Source organism: Sphingobium phenoxybenzoativorans, assembly GCF_001757355.1.
Taxonomy (GTDB): Bacteria; Pseudomonadota; Alphaproteobacteria; order Sphingomonadales; family Sphingomonadaceae; genus Sphingobium; species Sphingobium phenoxybenzoativorans.
This window is the reverse complement of record NZ_MINO01000015.1, coordinates 1-18,785: the sequence shown is the minus strand read 5'-3', so window position 1 is coordinate 18,785 and position 18,785 is coordinate 1. Positions and strand designations below refer to the sequence as shown.

The following is an 18,785-nucleotide window of genomic DNA, read 5'->3' as shown; positions in this document are numbered from 1 at the left end:
CGCCCGAAAGAAGGATTCCGATGACTCAGAGATTTGACAAGTCGAAGTTGCCGAGCCGTTATGTTTCGGTCGGGCCCGAGCGCGCGCCGCAGCGCAGCTATTATTATGCCATGGGTCTGACCGAGGAAGAAATCGCCCGGCCGTTCGTGGGCATCGCATCCGCGGGCAATGACAGCGCGCCCTGCAACACGACGCTGGACATGCAGGCGGATTTCTGCCGCGAAGGCGTGAATGCAGCGGGCGGCATGCCGCGCCGGTTCAACACCATCACCGTGACCGACGGCATCGCCATGGGCCATCAAGGGATGAAAAGCTCGCTCGTCAGCCGCGAAGTCATCGCGGACTCGGTCGAGCTTTCCGTGCGTGGCCATTGTTATGATGCGCTCGTCACCTTCGCCGGATGCGACAAGTCGCTGCCGGGCATGATGATGGCGATGCTGCGTCTGAACGTGCCATCCATCTTTGTCTATGGTGGGTCGATCCTGCCGGGGCGGTATCAGGAGCGCGACCTGACCGTCATCGACGTGTTCGAAGTTGTGGGCCGTTACGCCGCGGGGAACTGCCCCTTGTCGGAAGTCACGGCGATCGAAAAGGCGGCCTGCCCCGGTCATGGCGCATGCGGTGGACAATATACCGCCAACACCATGGCCTGTGTCGCCGAAGCGATCGGATTGTCCTTGCCAAACAGCAATATGACGCCAGCTCCTTACAAGAGCCGTGAAGAAATCGCGGTTGCCGCCGGCAAGCAGGTGATGGAACTGATCGCCCGCAATATCCGCCCGCGCGATATCTGCACGCGAGAAGCGTTCGAGAATGCGGCGCGGATCGTGGCGGCAACCGGCGGATCGACCAATGGCGCACTCCACCTGCCCGCGATGGCGCATGAATGCGGCATTGATTTCGACCTGTTCGATGTTGCCGAGATATTCAAGACCACGCCCTATATCGCCGACCTGAAGCCGGGCGGCCAATATGTCGCCAAGGACATGTATGAGGCGGGCGGCATCTACATGCTGATGAAAACCATGCATCAAAATGGCATGCTGCATGGCGATTGCATGACGGTGACCGGCAAGACGCTGGCCGAGAATATCGACGAGGTCACCTGGAACCCGGACCAGAAGGTCATCTACGACGTAAAGACGCCGATCACGCCTACAGGCGGTGTCGTGGGCCTGAAGGGATCGCTGGCGCCCAATGGCGCGATCGTGAAGGTTGCTGGCATGCACAGGCTGCAATTCACCGGCACCGCCAAGGTTTTCGAGCGCGAGGAGGACGCCTTCGCGGCTGTCGAAGCGCAGCAGATCGGCGACGGTGATGTCGTCGTCATCCGCTATGAAGGTCCCAAGGGTGGACCTGGCATGCGCGAAATGCTGGCGACGACGGCGGCGCTCTACGGCCAGGGACTGGGCGAGAAGGTGGCGCTGATCACGGACGGGCGCTTTTCCGGCGGCACGCGCGGCTTCTGCATCGGCCATGTCGGGCCGGAAGCGGCCGAGGGCGGACCGATCGCGCTGGTCGAGAATGGCGACCGGATCGCCATCGACGCCGAGGCTGGCACAATCGACCTTCTGGTGGACGAGGCCGTGCTGGCCGAGCGCCGCAAGGCATGGACGCCCCGAACGAACGACTATCAATCCGGCGCATTGTGGCGCTATGCGCAGAATGTCGGTCCGGCCTATAAGGGGGCGGTGACGCACCCTGGGGCCAAGGCCGAAACCCATGTATTCGCGGATATCTAAAACCCTGCTCCTACTGTTGCTGTCCGCCTGTCAGGCTGACGGGAGTGGCAAGGCGGAGGGTGAGGCCATCGCATGCGCCATCGGCGCGGGGAGCGAGATGGCTCCCGTGTGCGCCGTAGAGCGCGGGCATGACGAAGCGGGACCATTGCTCACCATTCGCCAACCGGATGGCGGTTTCAGGCGGTTGCGCAGCGTGGCGGGCGTATGGGATGCCGCCGACGGAGCCTTCGCCGCCGTCACCGCGGATGCCGGCAATGGGCAGATGGAGGTTGCTGTCGAAGGAGATCGCTATCTCCTGCCCGGTCCGCAGGCTGCCAAGGAACTAGCGCATTGAGTGGCGCGGCGATCCTGACGGCAGAGGAAATGCGCGCGGCCGAGCAGGCCATATTCGCTAACGGCGTTGCGCCCTATGCGCTGATGGAGACGGCGGGCGCTGCGGCGGCGGACGTCATATGGCGCGCGGGAGGCGTACGCGACACGCTGGTGCTGTGCGGACCGGGCAATAATGGCGGCGACGGGTTCGTGATCGCGCGGCTGCTTAAGGCGCGGGGCGTTCCGGTCCGGGTGGCGGCGACGGGGGAGAGCAAGACGGACTCTTCGCAAAAAGCGCGGCAGGCGTGGGCCGGGCCGGTCGAGAATATCGCCGATGCCGCTCCCGCCACGCAGATTGTCGACGCCCTGTTCGGCATTGGCCTGGCGCGGGGACTGGACGGCGGATTCGTGCAGCGACTGGGTGACCTGGTCAATGCGGCGGAGCGGAGCTACGCCATTGATGTGCCGAGCGGCGTGGATGCGGATGGCGGCGCGCTGCTGTCGCCTGTGCCCCGTTTTGATCTTTGCATTGCCCTGGGCGCGTTGAAACCGGCGCATGTATTGCAGCCTGCGGCCGGGACTTTCGCGCGGCTGATATGTGTCGGCATTGGTATTGGGGCAAATGACGCCAAGGCGTTCCTGCTAACGCCGCCCGATCTGGCCGAGCCTGCGCCTGATGCGCATAAATATACGCGCGGTCTGGTGGATATTGTGGCGGGGACAATGGCGGGAGCGGGCATCCTCGCCGCCATCGCAGCGGCGCATGCCGGGGCCGGCTGTGTCCGGCAGCTGGCACCGGAACCGACCAGCCGCCTGCCCAACGCCGTCATCATGGTCACTGCCCCCGACGCAGGGGCGGTGGCGAAGGCGCTGCAAGATGAGCGGATTGCCTCTGTGCTTGTTGGGCCGGGGCTTGGCAGATCGGACGAGGCGAAGAAGCGGCTGAGCGCTGCATTGACGGCGGGGCATCCGTTGGTGGTGGATGCCGATGGGATCACTCTGCTCGATGGCCCGGACATGCTGCCTGTCGGAACGATCGTCACGCCGCATGAAGGGGAGTTCTCCCGCTTGTTCGGCGAGATTACCGGGAACAAGATCGATCGCGCGCGGGAGGCTGCGCGGCGCATGGGGGGTGTAGTCGTTTATAAGGGGCCGGATACGGCGATAGCATCGGCCGATGGACGCATCGCCGTATGGCACGGAGGTTCGCCCTGGTTGTCGACGGCAGGGACCGGCGATGTGCTGGCGGGGATCTGCGCGGCCCGGCTGGCTGTGACGGGCGACCCATTTCTGGCGGCGTGCGAAGCCGTCTGGCTGCATGGCGAGGCGGCGCGGCGTGCCGGTGCGGCTTTCATCGCAGACGATCTGATTGCGCATATTCCGGCGGCTGTGGCTGCGCGAACGCAATGAGCGATACCGGATTGATCGTGCGCATCGCCGCGAAGGGCGATGGCGTGACTGCCGATGGGCGGCATATGCCGCTGAGCGCGCCGGGCGACCGGATAGGCGAGGATGGCGCGCTGATCCGCGGGCCGGAGCATGCGCAGCCGCCATGCCGCCATTTTCCCGAATGCGGCGGTTGTCAGCTCCAGCATGTGCGGGATGACGCCTATGCCCGCTATGTGTTCGACCGGGTTGCCGGTGCGCTGGCGGGGCAGGGGGTAAGCGCCGGGACGGTGTTGCCCGCCCATGTCTCGCCGCCCGAAACGCGGCGCAGGGCGTCGCTGCGGGCGATGCGGATGGGCAGACGTGTGGTGCTTGGCTTTGCCGAGGAAGGCAGCCATCGGATCGTGGACATGGAGATGTGCTGCATCCTGCATCCCCGGCTGTTCGCGCTGGTGTCGCCGCTGCGCGGGTTGCTGGGGTCGATGATAGCCGAGAGGAGCGCCGCGCATGTGCGGATGAGCCTGACCGATCAAGGCGTTGACCTGCTGCTGGAGGGGGTGACGGCGGAGGGGCTGGCGGCGCGGGAGGCGCTGACGGATTTTGCGCGGGCGCATGGACTGGCGCGGCTGACTTTGGATGACGATTATGGGCCGCAGGCCTGCTGGGAGCCGGAGCCAGTGACGGTGAGCTTTGGCGGCGTGGCTGTGGCCTTTCCGCCCTACGCCTTCCTGCAGGCGACGGCGGATGGGGAGGCTGTGCTGGCCGATGCCGTAAGACCCGCGGTTGAGGGCGTTGCCGCCTTTGCCGATCTGTTCTGCGGGCTTGGCACCTTTGCGCTGACGCTGGGCGCGGGAAAGGCGGTCTATGCGGCGGAAGCGGGGCGGGATCTGGTGCTGGCGCTCAAGGCCTCAGCAGGGCGGAGCGGGCGGAAGCTGGCGGCGGATCATCGCGATCTGTTCCGGCGGCCCTTGTCTCCCGATGAGCTGAACCGCTTCGGCGCGATCATTCTCGACCCGCCAAGAGCGGGCGCGCGGGAGCAGGCGGCGCAGCTCGCGCGGAGCAAGGTGCCGGTCATCGGCTATATTTCCTGTAATCCCGGAAGTTTCGCGCGCGATGCTATCACGCTGATTGAAGGTGGATACCGGCTGGAGAGCGTAAAGCCGGTCGGCCAGTTCCGATGGTCGACCCATGTGGAACTGGCCGGGATATTCCGACGGTAAGAAGGCGCACTTGGTCCGTTCGGGCTGAGCTTGTCGAAGCCTTCCGCTGAGCGAAGCGAAGTGCCTCACTCCGTTCGGCTGAACCCTTCGACTTCGCTCAGGGCGAACGGATAAAGGCGCTTACTGCCCCAGCTTCACCACATTGGCGCGGCGCGGGGTTTCGACCTCCTCGCGGTAAAGGCTGGCCATCGGCTCGTCGTCAAGCTCGACCACCGTTTCCGACGAGAAGCCGTTGAAGCCGGTCCGCATCGCGCAGCCATAGGCGCCGAGCATGCCGATCTCGATATAATCGCCCGCTTGGACGTCGTCCGGCAGCATGAACGGGCCGACCATATGATCCATATCGTCGCAGGTCGGGCCGTAGAAGCTGAAGCCCTTCATCTCCGCTTCGCTCTCCTGTTCGCGCAGGAGCGCAACGGGGAAACGCCAGCCGATGTGCGCGGCGTCGAACAGCGCGCCATAAGCGCCGTCATTGATGTAGAGCTCGTCGCCGCGGCGGCGCTCGACACGCACGATCAGCGAGGAATATTCCGCCGACAGCGCACGGCCGGGTTCGCACCATAGTTCCGACGAATAGGACACCGGCAGGCTTTCGAAGCCGCGATGGATCGCGTCGAAATAGAGTTCCAGCGCCGGAGGCTCCATGCCCGGATAGATGGACGGAAAGCCGCCGCCGACATCGATGATGTCGACCGTGACCGCCGCCTCAACAATCGCGGCGCGGACGCGCTCGATCGCCTGGGTATAGGCGTGGGGCGTCATCGCCTGGCTGCCGACATGGAAGCAGATGCCCAGAGCATCGGCCGCCTGGCGGGTCGCCATCAGCAATTCCTTGGTCTCACCGATCTCCGCGCCGAATTTCGACGCGAGGCTCAGCTCCGAATATTCGGACGACACGCGGATGCGGACGCACAACTCCAGGTCGGTGGCGTCGCCGGTGGCGCGCATGATCTTTTCCAGCTCGTCGATCGTGTCGAGCGAGAAGGTGCGCACGCCATGCGTGTGATACGCCTCGAAGATCGCTTCTTCCGCCTTCACCGGATGCATGAAGCACAGCTTGGCTTCGGGCAGGGTGCGGGCGACGAGTCGGACCTCGGCGATCGAGGCGACGTCGTAATGCGTGATTCCGCTATCCCAGAGCGTCCGGAGAAGCTCCGGCGACGGGTTGGCCTTCACGGCATAGAGCGAGCGCCCCGGAAACTTCTCAACGAAGAATCGGGCGGCGCGGGCGGCTGCCTGCGGGCGAATAAGCGTTACCGGTGCTGCCGGTTTGAGGGCAATTGCTACCCCCAGCGCGCTGGGATGCTCGTACAATTCAAGGGACCTCCAGTGTCGTTCAGCAGAAATAAGCTGCCTTGCGGTGGAAGTCCCATGGGGCAGCGGACGTGCGATATATGAGTAAGGGGGGGTCCTGTAAAGCGGCTGCGTAAAAATAGTGTGTCATAAAAATGTCATGAAAGGCGGTGCTTGAAATCCTCATAGCCAAAGCGGCGAACCTCCCGAAGCGCATCGGTGTCGCTGTTCCACAGCCAGATGCCGGGAAGGGGGACGCCGTTGAACATGGTCGTCTTGACCATCGAGTAATGCGCCTGATCGAGGAAAGCGATCCGCGCGCCCGGTTCGGCCGTGCCGGGAACGCGATAATCGCCGATAATATCGCCTGCGAGGCAGGAAGGGCCGCCAAGACGGGTCGCTGGGCCATCCAGAGGCTCATGCAGCATGGCGGGCCTGTAAGGGGCCTCTATGACGTCCGGCATGTGGCAGGTGGCCGAGATGTCGGTGATGGCGACGGGCATTCCGTTGTCGATGACGTCGAGAATCTCTCCGACCAGGATGCCGCCGTCGAGCGCCATCGCCTCGCCGGGTTCGATATAAAGCTCCAGTCCCGATTTGAGACGGATTTGCCGGATAAATTCAACAAGATCGTCGCGCTGATAATCCGCGCGGGTGATGTGATGGCCGCCGCCCATGTTCAGCCATTTGAGCTGAGCATAATGCGGGGCGATCAGCGATTCGATCGCGGCCCAGGTGCGCTGGAGCGGCGCGAAGTCCTGCTCGCACAGCGAATGGAAGTGCAGGCCGGATACGCCCGCAAGATGCTCCGGCTTCAATTGCGTGATCGGGAAGCCAAGGCGGCTGTGCGGCTGGCAGGGGTCATATTTCGCTACCTCTCCCTCTGCATGCAGCGGGTTGATGCGCAGGCCGATGTCGAACGCATGGCCCGCCGCGCGGGCGGCGTCGATCTGCGGACGGAAACGGGCGATCTGGCCGGGGCTGTTGAAGATGACATGATCGGAAATGCGCAGGATTTCGGGCAGGTCCTCCGCCTTGTATCCGGCGCAATAGGTGGCGATCTCGCCGCGATATTCCTCATCGGCGAGGCGCGCCTCATAGAGGCCGGAGGCGCAGACGCCGTCGAGATATTCGCCCACTACCCCGCCCAGCGACCACATGGAGAAGGCCTTGAGCGCGCCCAGCACCTTCGCGCCGGAGCGGTCGCGAACGTCTTTGAGCACGGCGAGGTTGCGGCGGATCGCCGCCTCATCGACCACGAAGGCGGGTGAGGGGACGCGGTACAGGTCGAAGCGCGCGAATGCGCCGGGGTCGCCAGCTCTGGTTTCCATTATTGCCTCCGTCCGGGCTGAGCGAAGTCGAAGCCCTTCATCGAACGTAGTGAGATGCCTTCGCTATTGCTCAGGCGTACCCTTCGACTTCGCTCAGGGCGAACGGCTTATTGGGTGTTCCGCTTTTTTGCGGCCGTCAGAAATCCAGCGGCGCGTCCAGTTCCTTCAACTGCCAGGGCAGGCCGTGCTTGTTCAGCATATCCATGAAGGGATCGGGATCGAACTGCTCGATATTGAACACGCCCGCACCCGACCATGCGCCGGTCAGCACCATTGCAGCGCCGATCATCGCCGGGACGCCGGTGGTGTAGCTGACCGCCTGGTTGCCGGTTTCGGCATAGGCATCCTCATGGTCGCAGACATTGTAGACATAGACGGTCTTCTGCTTGCCATCCTTCATGCCCGTTGCGATGTCGCCGATATTGGTCTTGCCTTTCGTCGTGACGCCAAGCGACGCAGGCTCCGGCAGCACGGCTTTCAGGAACTGCAGCGGGATGATCTCCCGGCCTTCATACATGACCGGATCGATGCGGGTCATGCCGACATTCTGCAGCACCTCCAGATGCTTGAGATAGGCGTCGCCGAAGGTCATCCAGAAACGGATGCGTTTGATTTCGGGCATGAATTTGGCGAGGCTCTCCAGTTCCTCATGATACATGAGGTACATGTTCTTCTCACCCACCTGATCGAACAGGAAGGGCTGCTTGTGGCTGAGCGCAGGCCCCTCGACCCATTCGCCGTCCGCCCAGTGGCGCGAGGGGGCGGTGACTTCGCGGATGTTGATTTCCGGGTTGAAGTTGGTGGCGAAATGCTGGCCATGGTCGCCGCCATTGCAGTCGAGAATATCGAGCGTGTCGATGCTGTCGAGCAGATGCTTCTTGATATAGGTGGCGAAAACGCTGGTGACGCCGGGATCGAAGCCGGAGCCGAGCAGGGCCATCAGGCCTGCTTCCTTGAAACGGTCCTGATAGGCCCATTGCCAGCCATATTCGAACTTCGCCTCGTCGCGCGGCTCGTAATTGGCGGTGTCCATATAGTGCACGCCGGTCTTGAGGCAGGCGTCCATGATGGACAGGTCCTGATAGGGAAGGGCGAGGTTCACGACGAGTTTCGGCTTCACCTTCGCGATCAGAGCGGCGGTTTCCTCGACATTGTCGGCGTCAACCTGCGCCGTCGAGATCACCACTCCTGTCCGCGCCTTCACCGATTCGGCGACGGCGTCGCACTTAGCGACACGACGGCTGGCGAGGGTGATGTCGCTGAAAATGTCAGGATTCATGGCCATCTTGTGGACCGCTACCGACCCGACGCCGCCCGCACCGATGACAAGGACCTTGCTCAATTCCAATCTCCATGCTTGACCCGCGCGACGCGCGAAAGCGCCCATATAGGGATGTGACATGACAGCGCAAAGTCAGAGTGTAGCGCGTATCCCCGATAGGCAAGGGGTGGAACGCGCAGCGGTAAAAATCGCTGCGATCCTGCCGCCGACGCCTCTGCTGCCGCTGGACATTGGCGGGGTGACGATCTGGTGCAAGGCGGAATGCCTGCAACCGATCGGCGCGTTCAAGATACGGGGCGCATGGCACCGGCTGTCTGACCTGAGTGATGAGGAGCGGCAGGCGGGCGTCGTTGCCTTCTCCTCCGGCAATCATGCGCAGGGCGTTGCCTGGGCGGCGAGGCGGCTGGGTGTGCCGGCGACGATTGTGATGCCTGCAGACGCGCCCGCCGCGAAAATGGCCTCGACGATTGCGCTCGGGGCTATGGTCGTGACCTACGACCGGATGACCGAAAGCCGGGAGGAGATTGCGGGGCGGCTGGCGGCGGAAAAGGGCGCTGTGCTGGTGCCGAGCTTCGACGATCCCTGGGTGATCGAGGGGCAGGGGAGCGCGGGAATCGAGATTGGCGCGCAGATGCCGGGCGGGGCGCTAAGCCGCCTTGTGATCCCCTGCGGCGGCGGCGGGCTGGCGAGCGGATGCGCGCTGGCACTGCCGGAGGCGCAGGTGACGGCCGTGGAGCCGGAGGGCTGGGCCGATATGGGCGAGTCGCTCCGTGCGGGAGAGATTGTACCGGTCGGGCCAAATCCGCCTTTCACAAGCTGCGATGCATTGCAGACGGTGCGGGTTGCGCCGCTGACCTTCGGGATATTGCAGGGCCGGGGCGCCGTGGGCGTCAGCGTGACCGAGGCGGAGATCGGCGCGGCGATGCGGTTGGCGATGACGCAGCTTGGGCTGGTGCTGGAGCCAGGCGGGGCGGTCGCGCTGGCGGCCGTAGTCGCGGGGAAGGTCGCGCCGGTCGAGGGGATGGCGGTGCTGCTGTCCGGGAGGAATGTCGATCCGGGGCGGTTCCGGGCGATGACAGAGACCTAGTCTGAGCCAGTTCTTGTGCTCCTGCGAAGGCAGGAGCCCAGATCAAACGCTGGAACTGGGTTCCTGCCTTCGCAGGAACACGAAATGGGAATCTCTCAAAAACTTGCGCCGTCGACCTTTGTGATTTTCAGCGTGTCGATATCGACTTCCGGCACGCAGCGCAGATTAACCGCGCGCATCTCCGTGCCATCCGGCATGGCGCTGGCTGCAAAAGCCTGGGTGCCGCAGGTGGTGCAGAATTGATGATCGATCTTGTGTTTGTAGAACTCGTAGCTGCCGAGCGCATCCGCGCCGCTTTTCAGCGTGAACTGAGCGGCGGGCACGAAGGTCAGGACGAAGCCCTTGCGCGAACAGTGCGAGCAGTTGCAGGTCATGGCCTCCAAGGGCGGGTCTGCGTCCACGCTGAACGTCACCTTGCCGCAGTGGCAGCTTCCTTCGTAGGGCATGTTTCTGTCTCCCATATGGCTGGGCAAATATAGCCGTTCGTTTCGAGCGCAGTCGAGAAACCGCGCGCCTGTTTCTCGACTGCGCTCGAAACGAACGGAGGCGAGAGGCGATACCGAGACAATATCCTAGCTGATCATCCGTTCCAGCGTCTCGATCACGTCCGCCTCCGCCGCCGGTTTGTCGCGGCGGATGCGGGAGATGCGGGGGAAGCGCATGGCGAGGCCGGATTTGTGGCGCTTGCTCTGGTGGATGGAATCGAAAGCGACTTCCAGCACCAGCGTCTTTTCTACCTCGCGCACCGGGCCAAAGGTCTTGATTGTGTTGGTCCGCACGAAGCGGTCCAGCCACTTCAGCTCCTCGTCTGTGAAGCCCGAATAGGCCTTGCCGACGGGTAGCAGTTCGCCCTCCGCATTCCAGCAACCGAAGGTATAGTCGGAATAGAAGGAGGAGCGTTTCCCATGACCGCGCTGGGCGTACATCATCACGCAGTCGGCGGTGAGCGGGTCGCGCTTCCATTTGTACCAAAGGCCCGTGCGACGGCCCGCGACATAGGGACTGTCCCGGCGCTTGAGCATCACGCCCTCGATGGCGGCTTCGCGCGCGCCGGCGCGAATGTCGCCCAGGGCCTCGAAATCCGGGGCGTCGATGATGGCGGAGATATCGAAGCGGGCCGGATCGAGTGACGTCATGAAGGCTTCCAGGCGGGCGCGGCGCTCGGTCCAGCCCAGCGCGCGCAGATCCTCCTCGCCGTCCAGCAAGAGGTCGTAGAGGCGGACGAAGGCGGGATAGTCGCCCAGCATCTTTGCCGAGACGGTCTTGCGGCCGAGGCGTTGCTGCAGGGCGTTGAAGCTGGCGGCGGACCCGCCGTGCTGTTCCGCACCCTGAACCTCGCCCTTCACCAGCAGTTCGCCGTCCAGCACGGCATGGCCAGAGAAAGCCTCTGCAATTTCCGGAAAACTGCCGGTGATGTCGTCTCCGGCGCGGCTGTAGAGGCGGGTTTCCTGGCCCGTGCCGACGATCTGGACGCGGATGCCGTCCCATTTCCATTCGGCGGCATAGTCGGCCAGGTCGACCGTGCCGTCCTCCAGTGGATGGGCGAGCATGAAGGGGCGGAAGAAGGGCGTGCCCGCAGGGTCCGGGCGGTCGCCGCGTCCCTCCGCCCAGCCGAACAGGGCCGCATAGGGTGGGGTGAGGGCGTGCCACACCTCCTCAACCTCGTCTATATCGAGGCCGAACGCTTGGGCGAGGCCGGTCTTGGCGAGTCGGGCGGAGATGCCTACCCGGAGTCCGCCCGTGGCCAGCTTCAGCAGGGCGAAGCGGCCGCTGGCGTCGAGATGGTCCATCATGGCGGCAAGCGCGGCGGGGGCACCGGCGCGGCTGACTGACGACAGACGTTCAACCACTGCCCCGACGGTGAGGGAGCCGTCGTCGATCTCGGCGGGCTGGTCTTCATGCTTGGGCCAGAGGAGGGCGACCGTTTCGGCCAGGTCGCCGACATAGTCCCGGCTCATTTCGAACAGGACAGGATCGACGCGCTCGCGGATCATGTCGCCGATGGCGGACGCCTTGACGGCTTTCAGGTCGAGATTGCCGGTCAGCGCCGCGAGCGTCCAGCCCCGGTCCGGATCGAGCGCGGTGCGCATATAGTCGGCGATCAGGTCCAGCTTCCCGTTGCGGGAGCGGGTGTAGACGAGGCCGTCGAGGAGCTGGGAGAATTGCCTCATCGTTCCTCCCTCCCGTGCTCCTGCGAACGCAGGAGCCCAGTATTCTGGACGCTGCGCATTAGACCCTGGGCTCCTGCGTTCGCAGGAGCACTGAGAGAGACGGCAACTTTCATCCCTCATCCTCATCTTCACGCCCCACCAGCGCCAGCGCCTTGGCGCGCATCTGGCGCATGGTGCACCAGTGGACCAGCGCGTCGTCGCGGCCGTGGGTGACCCAGGTTTCGGACGGGGCGACCTCGGCTATGGTGTCGGTCAGCTCGTCCCAATCGGCATGGTCGGAAATGATGAGGGGCAGTTCGACATTCTTCTGCCGCGCGCGCTGGCGCACGCGCATCCAGCCAGAGGCCATGGCGGTGATCGGGTCGGGCAGGCGGCGGCTCCAGCGGTCGTTGAGGGCGGAAGGCGGGGAAATGACGATGGCGCCGCGCATGTCCTTCGCATCGATGCCCGTTGCGGGGCGAAGTTCGCCCATCTCGACGCCGAAGTCCGTATAGAGCGCGCACATGCGTTCCAGCGCGCCGTGGATATAGACGGGGTCATGATGGCCCCGGTCGCGCAGTTCGCAGATGATCCGTTGCGCCTTGCCCAAGGCATAAGCGCCAACCAGCACGCAGCGATCCGGATTGGCGTGGAGCGCGCCGAGCAGCCGGTCGATCTCGCTCCCGGTGTCGGGGTGGCGGAACACTGGCAGGCCGAACGTCGCCTCCGTGACGAAGATGTCGCACGGGGTGACTTCGAAGGGTCTGCAGGTCGGGTCGGGACGGCGCTTGTAATCGCCGGTGACGACAACCCGCTCGCCCGCATGTTCGAGCATGATCTGAGCGGAGCCGAGGACGTGGCCGGCGGGGATGTAGCTGATGTCCACGCCGCCCAGGCGCATGCTTTCGCCATAGGCCATCGGCGTGCCCTCCGCCGTGCCGTAGCGCAGCGCCATGATGCCCAGCGTCTCGCGCGTCGCCCAGACATGGCCGTGGCCGCCACGCGCATGATCGGCATGGCCGTGCGTGACCAGCGCCCTTTCGCGGGGCAATGACGGGTCGATCCAGGCGTCGGCGGGGCGGACATAAATGCCGCTGGGGTGCGGTTCGATCCAGTGCGTGGCGGGCGGCATAGCCCATTAATGTGGGACCGTGGGTGGATGTTCCGCAAGGGGGGAAGAAGGTGCGCCTCGCCGCAGCTCACCCCATCCGGCCGGTCGCCGAAATGCCGAGCATACGCGAAGCGGTCTCCCGCTCGCCCATGACCACGTCGGGCACGCCCAGCCGCCTGAGATGTTCGACCTCTCCATCGGAATGGGCGCGGGCGATCACGCGGATGGCGGCGTTCAGCTTCATCGCGCGCTGAAAGATCGCGCCTGCTTCATAGCCTTCGGGAATGGCGATAAGCAGCGTTCCTGCCCTGTCGATCCCGGCCGCCTCCAGGATGCGCCCTTCCACGGCGTTGCCCTTCACCACCTCATATCCATCCTCGACGGCGCGTTTGGCCTGCTCGTTCTTGTCTTCGATGATGACCAGATGGCCACTGCGGTTGCGCAGTTCCGCCGCGATGATGCTGCCGACCCGGCCATAGCCGACGAGGATCATATGGTCGTTGCGCGCGGGTTGCTTCGCCGCGGCTGTCTCATCCGGTTCCTCATCTTCTTCCTTCGCGGAGGTGACGAAGGAGAACAGGAACGGATTGAGGAAGATGGATATCAGCGCGCTTGCCAGGATCAGGTCACGGGCGTCGGGCGGCAATATCTTGAGACCGGTGCCCAGCGCGGCGAGAATGAAGGAGAACTCGCCAATCTGGGCCAGGCTGGCGGCAATGGTGAGGGCCACCCGGCTGGAATGCCGGAAGAAGCGGACGATGAAATAGGCCGCGACGGACTTGCCGATCATGATGATGGCGACGGAGGCCAGCAAGGGCGCAGGCTGCTTCATCAGGATGGCGGGATTGAACAGCATACCGACGGACACGAAGAACAGCACGGCGAAGGCGTCGCGCAGGGGCAGCGTTTCCTCCGTCGCCCGGCGGCTGAGCGGCGTCTCGCCCAGGATCATGCCCGCGAAGAAGGCGCCAAGCGCGAAGGAGACGTCGAAGATCATCGCTGCGCCAAAGGCGACGCCAAGCGCGATCGCCAGCACGGCGAGGCGGAACAGCTCCCGCGATCCGGTATGTGCGACCCAGTGCAGGGCCGATGGAATGACGCGCCGTCCGACCACCAGCATCAGGGCGAGGAAGCCCGTAACTTTGAATATGGTGACTGCGAGAGGTTTCAATATGGCGGAAAAGCCCGCCTCCGCGCCCTCGGAGCCATGCCTGATCTCGGCCAGCGCAGGCAGGAGAACGAGGGCGAGAACCATCACGAGATCCTCAACGATCAGCCAGCCGACCGCGATGCGGCCCCGTTCCGTGTCCACCAGGTCCCGCGCCTGAAGCGCGCGGAGCAGGACAACGGTGCTTGCCACGGACATCGCCAGGCCGAAGACGAAGCCGGACAGCATGTTCCAGCCCATGAGCCAGGCAAGGCCCATGCCGAGCAATGTCGCCACGGCGATCTGCGCAATCGCCCCCGGAATGGCGATCTTCCGGACGGACAGCAGGTCGCGCAGGGAGAAATGCAGCCCCACGCCGAACATCAGCAGGATCACGCCGATCTCGGCGAGTTCGTTCGCCAGCTTTGTGTCGGCGACAAAACCCGGCGTGAACGGGCCGACGAGGATGCCGGCCAGCAAATAGCCCGCGATCGGCGAAATTTTCAGCCTTTGGGCGATCGCGCCCATCAGGAACGCGACCACCAGACCAGCGACGATAGTGGCGATCAGCGGCGAATAATGCGGCATGGTCTTCCCCGGATGAATTCCAATATGGGCCGCCGGAACGGTTTCGCGCAGCTTACGCCCGCGCCGTCCCGGCGGCGTTATGCATTTGCTATTCCGCCGACACAGTGACCAACGCGGCCATGATGCCGGCGGCGCCGGCCATGCCCATCAGCACGGTCGGCATGAACCACCAGGGCGGTTTCTTGCGTTTTCTTATCATGGATATTCCTCGCTCTACGGCCGTGCGCGGATGGCGTTCCATCGGCGCCAGCGTTCGCGACGGCCAGGCAATGAAGGATTGGCGGCCGGTGACGGCCGCCCGCTGTCATCCGGCCGCGGGAGGGCCGCGAGGGAGGATGACTGCGAACAGGCCGGTTGGCGCTATCTGGTCGCTTTGTGACGTGAATGCGGGCGATAGCGTCGCGATGGCGATTGCCTGAACAGCGTTTGCCGACGCGATGGCCAGATCATGCCAGGATCGCCAACCACCATGGGATGCGGGCTTGATGCTGTCCTTGTCCGCAATCTTTTCTACCGCTGGCACGGCCTTGGTCGATTTTGCGCGCAGGGCAACGACCGAATTGGACGGATTGAAAGCGGACCCGCGGGATTCGCTGCCCGGCAGGCCGGACGGCACAATCGCGCATAGCAAGGCGGTCGCGATGGCGAGCCAAAGCGCGCCGAGAAACGGCAGTTTTTCCGTCAGGCGCCGAGGTTTCGATTCGCTCACATGCTATCAATGACCCAAGGAGCGATGGGTTGCACTAACGTAACGATGAAAAGAGGCCGTCAGCCGCTTTTTCCGGCCAGAAACCCGGCCGGGACGGCGCTTCAGGCGGCCTTTGCCTCGCGCAGTTCAAGGCGGTCCCAGATTTCCACCAGCGCGCTGACCAGTTCCCGCATCATGCTCTCGTCATGCGCAGGACCAGGGGTGAAGCGAAGCCGCTCCGTGCCGCGGGGGACGGTGGGATAATTGATGGGCTGCACATAGACGCCATATTCGGCGAGCAGGATGTCGCTGATCCGCTTTGCCTTCACCGGATCGCCGACCATAAGGGGGACGATATGGGTGGTGGAGGGCATGACGGGCAGGCCAGCCTCACCCATCATGGCCTTGAGCCGGGCGGCGGCGGCCTGCTGGCCCTGACGCTCCTCGCTCGACGCCTTGAGATGCCGCACGCTGGCGAGCGCGCCCGCGACCAGAACCGGCGACAGAGAGGTGGTGAAGATGAAGCCGGGCGCATAGCTGCGGATCACATCGACGATCATCTGGTCGGCGGCGATGTAGCCGCCCATCACGCCGAACGCCTTGCCCAGCGTGCCCTCAATAATGGTCAGGCGGCCGGCAACCTCATCCCGGTCGGAAATGCCGCCGCCGCGTGGACCGTACATGCCCACGGCATGAACCTCGTCCAGATAGGTCAGCGCGTTGAATTCGTCGGCAAGGTCGCACAGCGCCGAGATCGGGGCAACGTCGCCGTCCATCGAATAGACCGATTCGAAGGCGATCAGCTTCGGCGCTTCGGGATCGGCGGCGGCCAGAAGTTCCCGCAGGTGCTCGACATCATTGTGGCGGAAAACCTGCTTCTCACAGCCCGAATTGCGGATGCCCGCAATCATCGAGGCGTGATTGAGTTCGTCCGAGAAGATGATGCAGCCCGGCAGCAGCTTCGCCAGCGTGGAAAGGGTCGCCTCATTCGAGACATAGCCGCTGGTGAAGAGAAGGGCCGCTTCCTTGCCATGCAGGTCTGCAAGTTCGCTTTCCAGATCAACATGATAGTGGGTGTTGCCGCCGATATTGCGCGTGCCGCCGGACCCAGCGCCGACATCATGCAGCGCTTCTTCCATCGCGGCGATGACCTTGGGATGCTGACCCATGGCGAGATAATCGTTGGAGCACCATACAGTGATCGGCTTCGGCCCATTATGGCCGTGGAAGCAGCGTGCGTTGGGGTAAGCGCCCTTGTTGCGCAGAATATCGATGAAGACCCGGTAACGGCCCTCGCCATGAAGGCGCTCGATCGCCTGGCTGAAGATGTGCTTGTAATTCACGCCTTAATCCCGCTTCCTCATCCCCTTATCCGGGGCATTTATACGCTGAACCAAGGATTTGCCAGCGATAACGGTTCGCAACTTTATGGCTATTCCCGATCACTGCAATCGGACATTCGGTCCATGTACCAAAAGGGGGCTTGCCGGGGGGCGAATGGCGATCCGCCCTATAATCCCTCAATGCGCGTGAGGCCGTAATCCATAAGCGCCGGGCGCAACGCCTCCACATCGGGGTCGAGCCGGGTGAAAACGGCGATGCCTTCTTGGGGGCGCGCCGGCCAGGATTGTCCCTGGGTCAGATAGGCGATGCGCCGTGCAATGCCGGGACCGCCATGGGTGAATATCAGCGGCCGGGGACTGGCGGCCTCCAGTTCCGGCTGAACCAGCGGGAAATGGGTGCAGGCAAGCACCACCACGTCCATCCGGTCGCCGCCGGGCTGATCGAACAGACCTGCCAGCGCGTCCCGCGCCACGGCCGGATCGAGCGGCTCTCCGCGCAGTTTCGCTTCGGCGAGCGCGACCAGTGCGGCGGAGCCATGACGCAGAATGACGCAATCCGCGCCATGTTCGGCGGCGAGCCGGTCGACATAGGGCTGACGCACGGTGGCGTCCGTGCCGAGCACGCCTATGACGCGGCTTTTCGATTGCAGGGCGGCGGGCTTGATGGCGGGGACAGTGCCGACGACCGGGATGTCGAGCGCCGATCGCACGGCCGCCAGGGCAATGGTGGAGGCGGTGTTGCAGGCGATGACGGCAAGGCGGGGGCGGTAGCGTTCGACCAGGCGGCCCAGAAGCGCCGGAACGCGGGCGGCGATTTCCGCCTCGCTCTTCGTGCCATAGGGGAAACCGGCGCGGTCGGCGGCGTAGACGATAGGCGCATTGGGCAGGGTTTCGCGGGCGGGGCCGAGGATGGAGAGACCACCGACGCCGGAATCGAAAAAGAGCAGGGGGGCATTTTCGGGGACTGACATGGGGAGGTGATGTCGGGTGATGCCGGATGGGAGTCAACAGTCTCCGGTTGTAGAATATCGCCATCGTCATCCCGGCGAAGGCCGGGATCCCGCTTCTTTTTTCCGACGGCATCGAAGGAACAGCGGGACCCCTGCCTTCGCAGGGGTGACGGACGAGGTAACAGGCCCGAGTTGGGATGACGGCAAGGTTTGGCGGCATAGCGCCACGAATCCCGTTGCCCCGGCGGACTTCGCCTCTATGATCCGCCCGCAATCGAAACCGGGGGACATTCATGCAATCGCTCTGGCAGGCTCCGGCGCTGGCGCTGCTGATCGGCTATTTGTTGGGGTCTGTGCCCTTTGGCCTCCTGCTCACGCGCCTTTCCGGCGGCGGCGACTTGCGCAAGATCGGGTCCGGGAATATCGGCGCGACCAACGTGTTGCGCACCGGCAAGAAATGGCTTGCCGCCCTGACCCTGCTTCTGGACTTGGGCAAGGGCGCAGCGGCGGTGGCGATCGGCGCGCAGATTGTTGACGGCGGCGGCGCGATGGCGGGCGTGATGGCCTTTATCGGCCATTGCTATCCCGTCTGGCTCCGCTTTGCGGGCGGCAAGGGCGTGGCGACGATGATGGGCGTGGTCGCGGCGCTATACTGGCCGAGCGGACTGGTGTTCGCGGGGGTGTGGCTGGGCGCATTATATCTGCTGCGCTATTCCTCGGTCGGGGGCATGTCCGCCGCAGTGAGCGCGCCGGTCGGCGCCTTCGCCTTCGGGCATCTGGAATTTCTGCCGCCATTCCTGGCGATGGCGCTGCTGGTGTTGTGGCGGCACAGGGCCAACATCGCGCGGTTGATGGCGGGCACAGAGCCGAAGGTCGGGAAGAAAACGGACGAGGCCGCCTGAGCGTGGAGGCTGACCAGTTCGACCGGCTGCGCCTGATCCGGTCGGCGCAGATCGGCCCGGTGACCTTCCTGCAGTTGCTGGCGCGGTTCGGCACGGCGGGCGCGGCGCTACAGGCTTTGCCGGATCTGGCGGCGCGGGGCGGCGGCAAGGCGCCGCGCATCGCATCCATCGATGATGTGGAACGGGAAGTGGCGGAGACGGCGCGGCTGGGCGCGCGCTACCTGTTCCTTGGCGATCCCGGCTATCCCGCCTT

16 protein-coding genes and 1 pseudogene are annotated in these 18,785 nt (G+C 64.4%); 7 read left to right on the top strand and 10 right to left on the bottom strand.

Features of this window, described 5'->3' with window-relative positions:
* The first annotated feature begins 20 nt into the window (after positions 1–20).
* The 4 genes from ilvD to BHQ40_RS10015 are packed head-to-tail and all read left to right on the top strand — an operon-like array spanning position 21 to position 4,660.
* Positions 21–1,742 carry a dihydroxy-acid dehydratase gene (ilvD, locus tag BHQ40_RS10030; protein WP_070155456.1) on the top strand — a complete coding sequence of 574 codons (1,722 nt, stop codon included), beginning with the start codon at positions 21–23 and terminating at the stop codon, positions 1,740–1,742.
* Positions 1,723–2,076 (top strand): hypothetical protein, encoded by a 354-nt coding sequence (locus BHQ40_RS26690; RefSeq protein WP_070155454.1) that lies wholly within the window; start codon positions 1,723–1,725, stop codon positions 2,074–2,076. Before ilvD ends, BHQ40_RS26690 begins: the two co-directional genes overlap by 20 nt.
* Complete coding sequence (locus BHQ40_RS10020) at positions 2,073–3,464, top strand: NAD(P)H-hydrate dehydratase (protein WP_253183314.1); 1,392 nt, start codon at positions 2,073–2,075, stop codon at positions 3,462–3,464. Before BHQ40_RS26690 ends, BHQ40_RS10020 begins: the two co-directional genes overlap by 4 nt.
* Complete coding sequence (locus BHQ40_RS10015) at positions 3,461–4,660, top strand: class I SAM-dependent RNA methyltransferase (protein ID WP_070155452.1); 1,200 nt, start codon at positions 3,461–3,463, stop codon at positions 4,658–4,660. Before BHQ40_RS10020 ends, BHQ40_RS10015 begins: the two co-directional genes overlap by 4 nt.
* A gap of 120 nt (positions 4,661–4,780) precedes the next feature.
* Here BHQ40_RS10015 and BHQ40_RS10010 read toward each other — a convergent pair whose 3' ends face one another.
* The 3 genes from BHQ40_RS10010 to BHQ40_RS10000 form a co-directional block, all read right to left on the bottom strand.
* Positions 4,781–5,974, bottom strand: coding sequence for a type III PLP-dependent enzyme (locus BHQ40_RS10010; protein ID WP_070155450.1), 1,194 nt, complete (start codon positions 5,972–5,974; stop codon positions 4,781–4,783).
* Positions 5,975–6,111: 137 nt separating this feature from the next.
* Positions 6,112–7,284, bottom strand: a complete 1,173-nt coding sequence (locus tag BHQ40_RS10005; protein WP_070155448.1) for a carboxynorspermidine decarboxylase — start codon at positions 7,282–7,284, stop codon at positions 6,112–6,114.
* 136 nt (positions 7,285–7,420) lie between these two features.
* Complete coding sequence (locus tag BHQ40_RS10000) at positions 7,421–8,626, bottom strand: saccharopine dehydrogenase family protein (protein ID WP_070155446.1); 1,206 nt, start codon at positions 8,624–8,626, stop codon at positions 7,421–7,423.
* Positions 8,627–8,684: 58 nt separating this feature from the next.
* Between BHQ40_RS10000 and BHQ40_RS09995 the strand changes: the two genes are divergently transcribed.
* Positions 8,685–9,653 (top strand): threonine ammonia-lyase, encoded by a 969-nt coding sequence (locus BHQ40_RS09995; RefSeq protein WP_070155444.1) that lies wholly within the window; start codon positions 8,685–8,687, stop codon positions 9,651–9,653.
* A 95-nt stretch (positions 9,654–9,748) separates the two neighbouring features.
* Here BHQ40_RS09995 and BHQ40_RS09990 read toward each other — a convergent pair whose 3' ends face one another.
* The 7 genes from BHQ40_RS09990 to murI all read right to left on the bottom strand — a co-directional run bounded on the left by BHQ40_RS09990 (position 9,749) and on the right by murI (position 17,651).
* A complete protein-coding gene (locus BHQ40_RS09990; protein WP_070155443.1) occupies positions 9,749–10,099 on the bottom strand; it encodes a GFA family protein in 351 nt (116 codons plus the stop codon).
* Positions 10,100–10,225: 126 nt separating this feature from the next.
* Positions 10,226–11,824, bottom strand: a complete 1,599-nt coding sequence (locus BHQ40_RS09985; RefSeq protein WP_070155442.1) for a cisplatin damage response ATP-dependent DNA ligase — start codon at positions 11,822–11,824, stop codon at positions 10,226–10,228.
* 109 nt (positions 11,825–11,933) lie between these two features.
* Positions 11,934–12,935 carry a ligase-associated DNA damage response exonuclease gene (locus BHQ40_RS09980; protein ID WP_070155441.1) on the bottom strand — a complete coding sequence of 334 codons (1,002 nt, stop codon included), beginning with the start codon at positions 12,933–12,935 and terminating at the stop codon, positions 11,934–11,936.
* Between the two features lie 67 nt (positions 12,936–13,002).
* The gene (gene ybaL, locus BHQ40_RS09975; RefSeq protein ID WP_070155439.1) at positions 13,003–14,649 is read right to left on the bottom strand and encodes a YbaL family putative K(+) efflux transporter; all 1,647 of its coding nucleotides are present in this window, start codon (positions 14,647–14,649) and stop codon (positions 13,003–13,005) included.
* A 304-nt stretch (positions 14,650–14,953) separates the two neighbouring features.
* Positions 14,954–15,358, bottom strand: coding sequence for a hypothetical protein (locus BHQ40_RS09970; protein ID WP_070155437.1), 405 nt, complete (start codon positions 15,356–15,358; stop codon positions 14,954–14,956).
* A 101-nt stretch (positions 15,359–15,459) separates the two neighbouring features.
* The gene (gene hemA / locus BHQ40_RS09965) at positions 15,460–16,680 is read right to left on the bottom strand and encodes a 5-aminolevulinate synthase (RefSeq protein ID WP_070155435.1); all 1,221 of its coding nucleotides are present in this window, start codon (positions 16,678–16,680) and stop codon (positions 15,460–15,462) included.
* A 167-nt stretch (positions 16,681–16,847) separates the two neighbouring features.
* The gene (gene murI, locus BHQ40_RS09960; RefSeq protein WP_070155433.1) at positions 16,848–17,651 is read right to left on the bottom strand and encodes a glutamate racemase; all 804 of its coding nucleotides are present in this window, start codon (positions 17,649–17,651) and stop codon (positions 16,848–16,850) included.
* 272 nt (positions 17,652–17,923) lie between these two features.
* Between murI and plsY the strand changes: the two genes are divergently transcribed.
* Together plsY and BHQ40_RS09950 are read left to right on the top strand one after the other, a co-directional pair.
* Positions 17,924–18,532 carry a glycerol-3-phosphate 1-O-acyltransferase PlsY gene (gene plsY, locus BHQ40_RS09955; protein WP_070155431.1) on the top strand — a complete coding sequence of 203 codons (609 nt, stop codon included), beginning with the start codon at positions 17,924–17,926 and terminating at the stop codon, positions 18,530–18,532.
* Positions 18,533–18,534: 2 nt separating this feature from the next.
* Positions 18,535–18,785: pseudogene (locus tag BHQ40_RS09950) on the top strand (DNA-processing protein DprA); the annotation flags it as partial.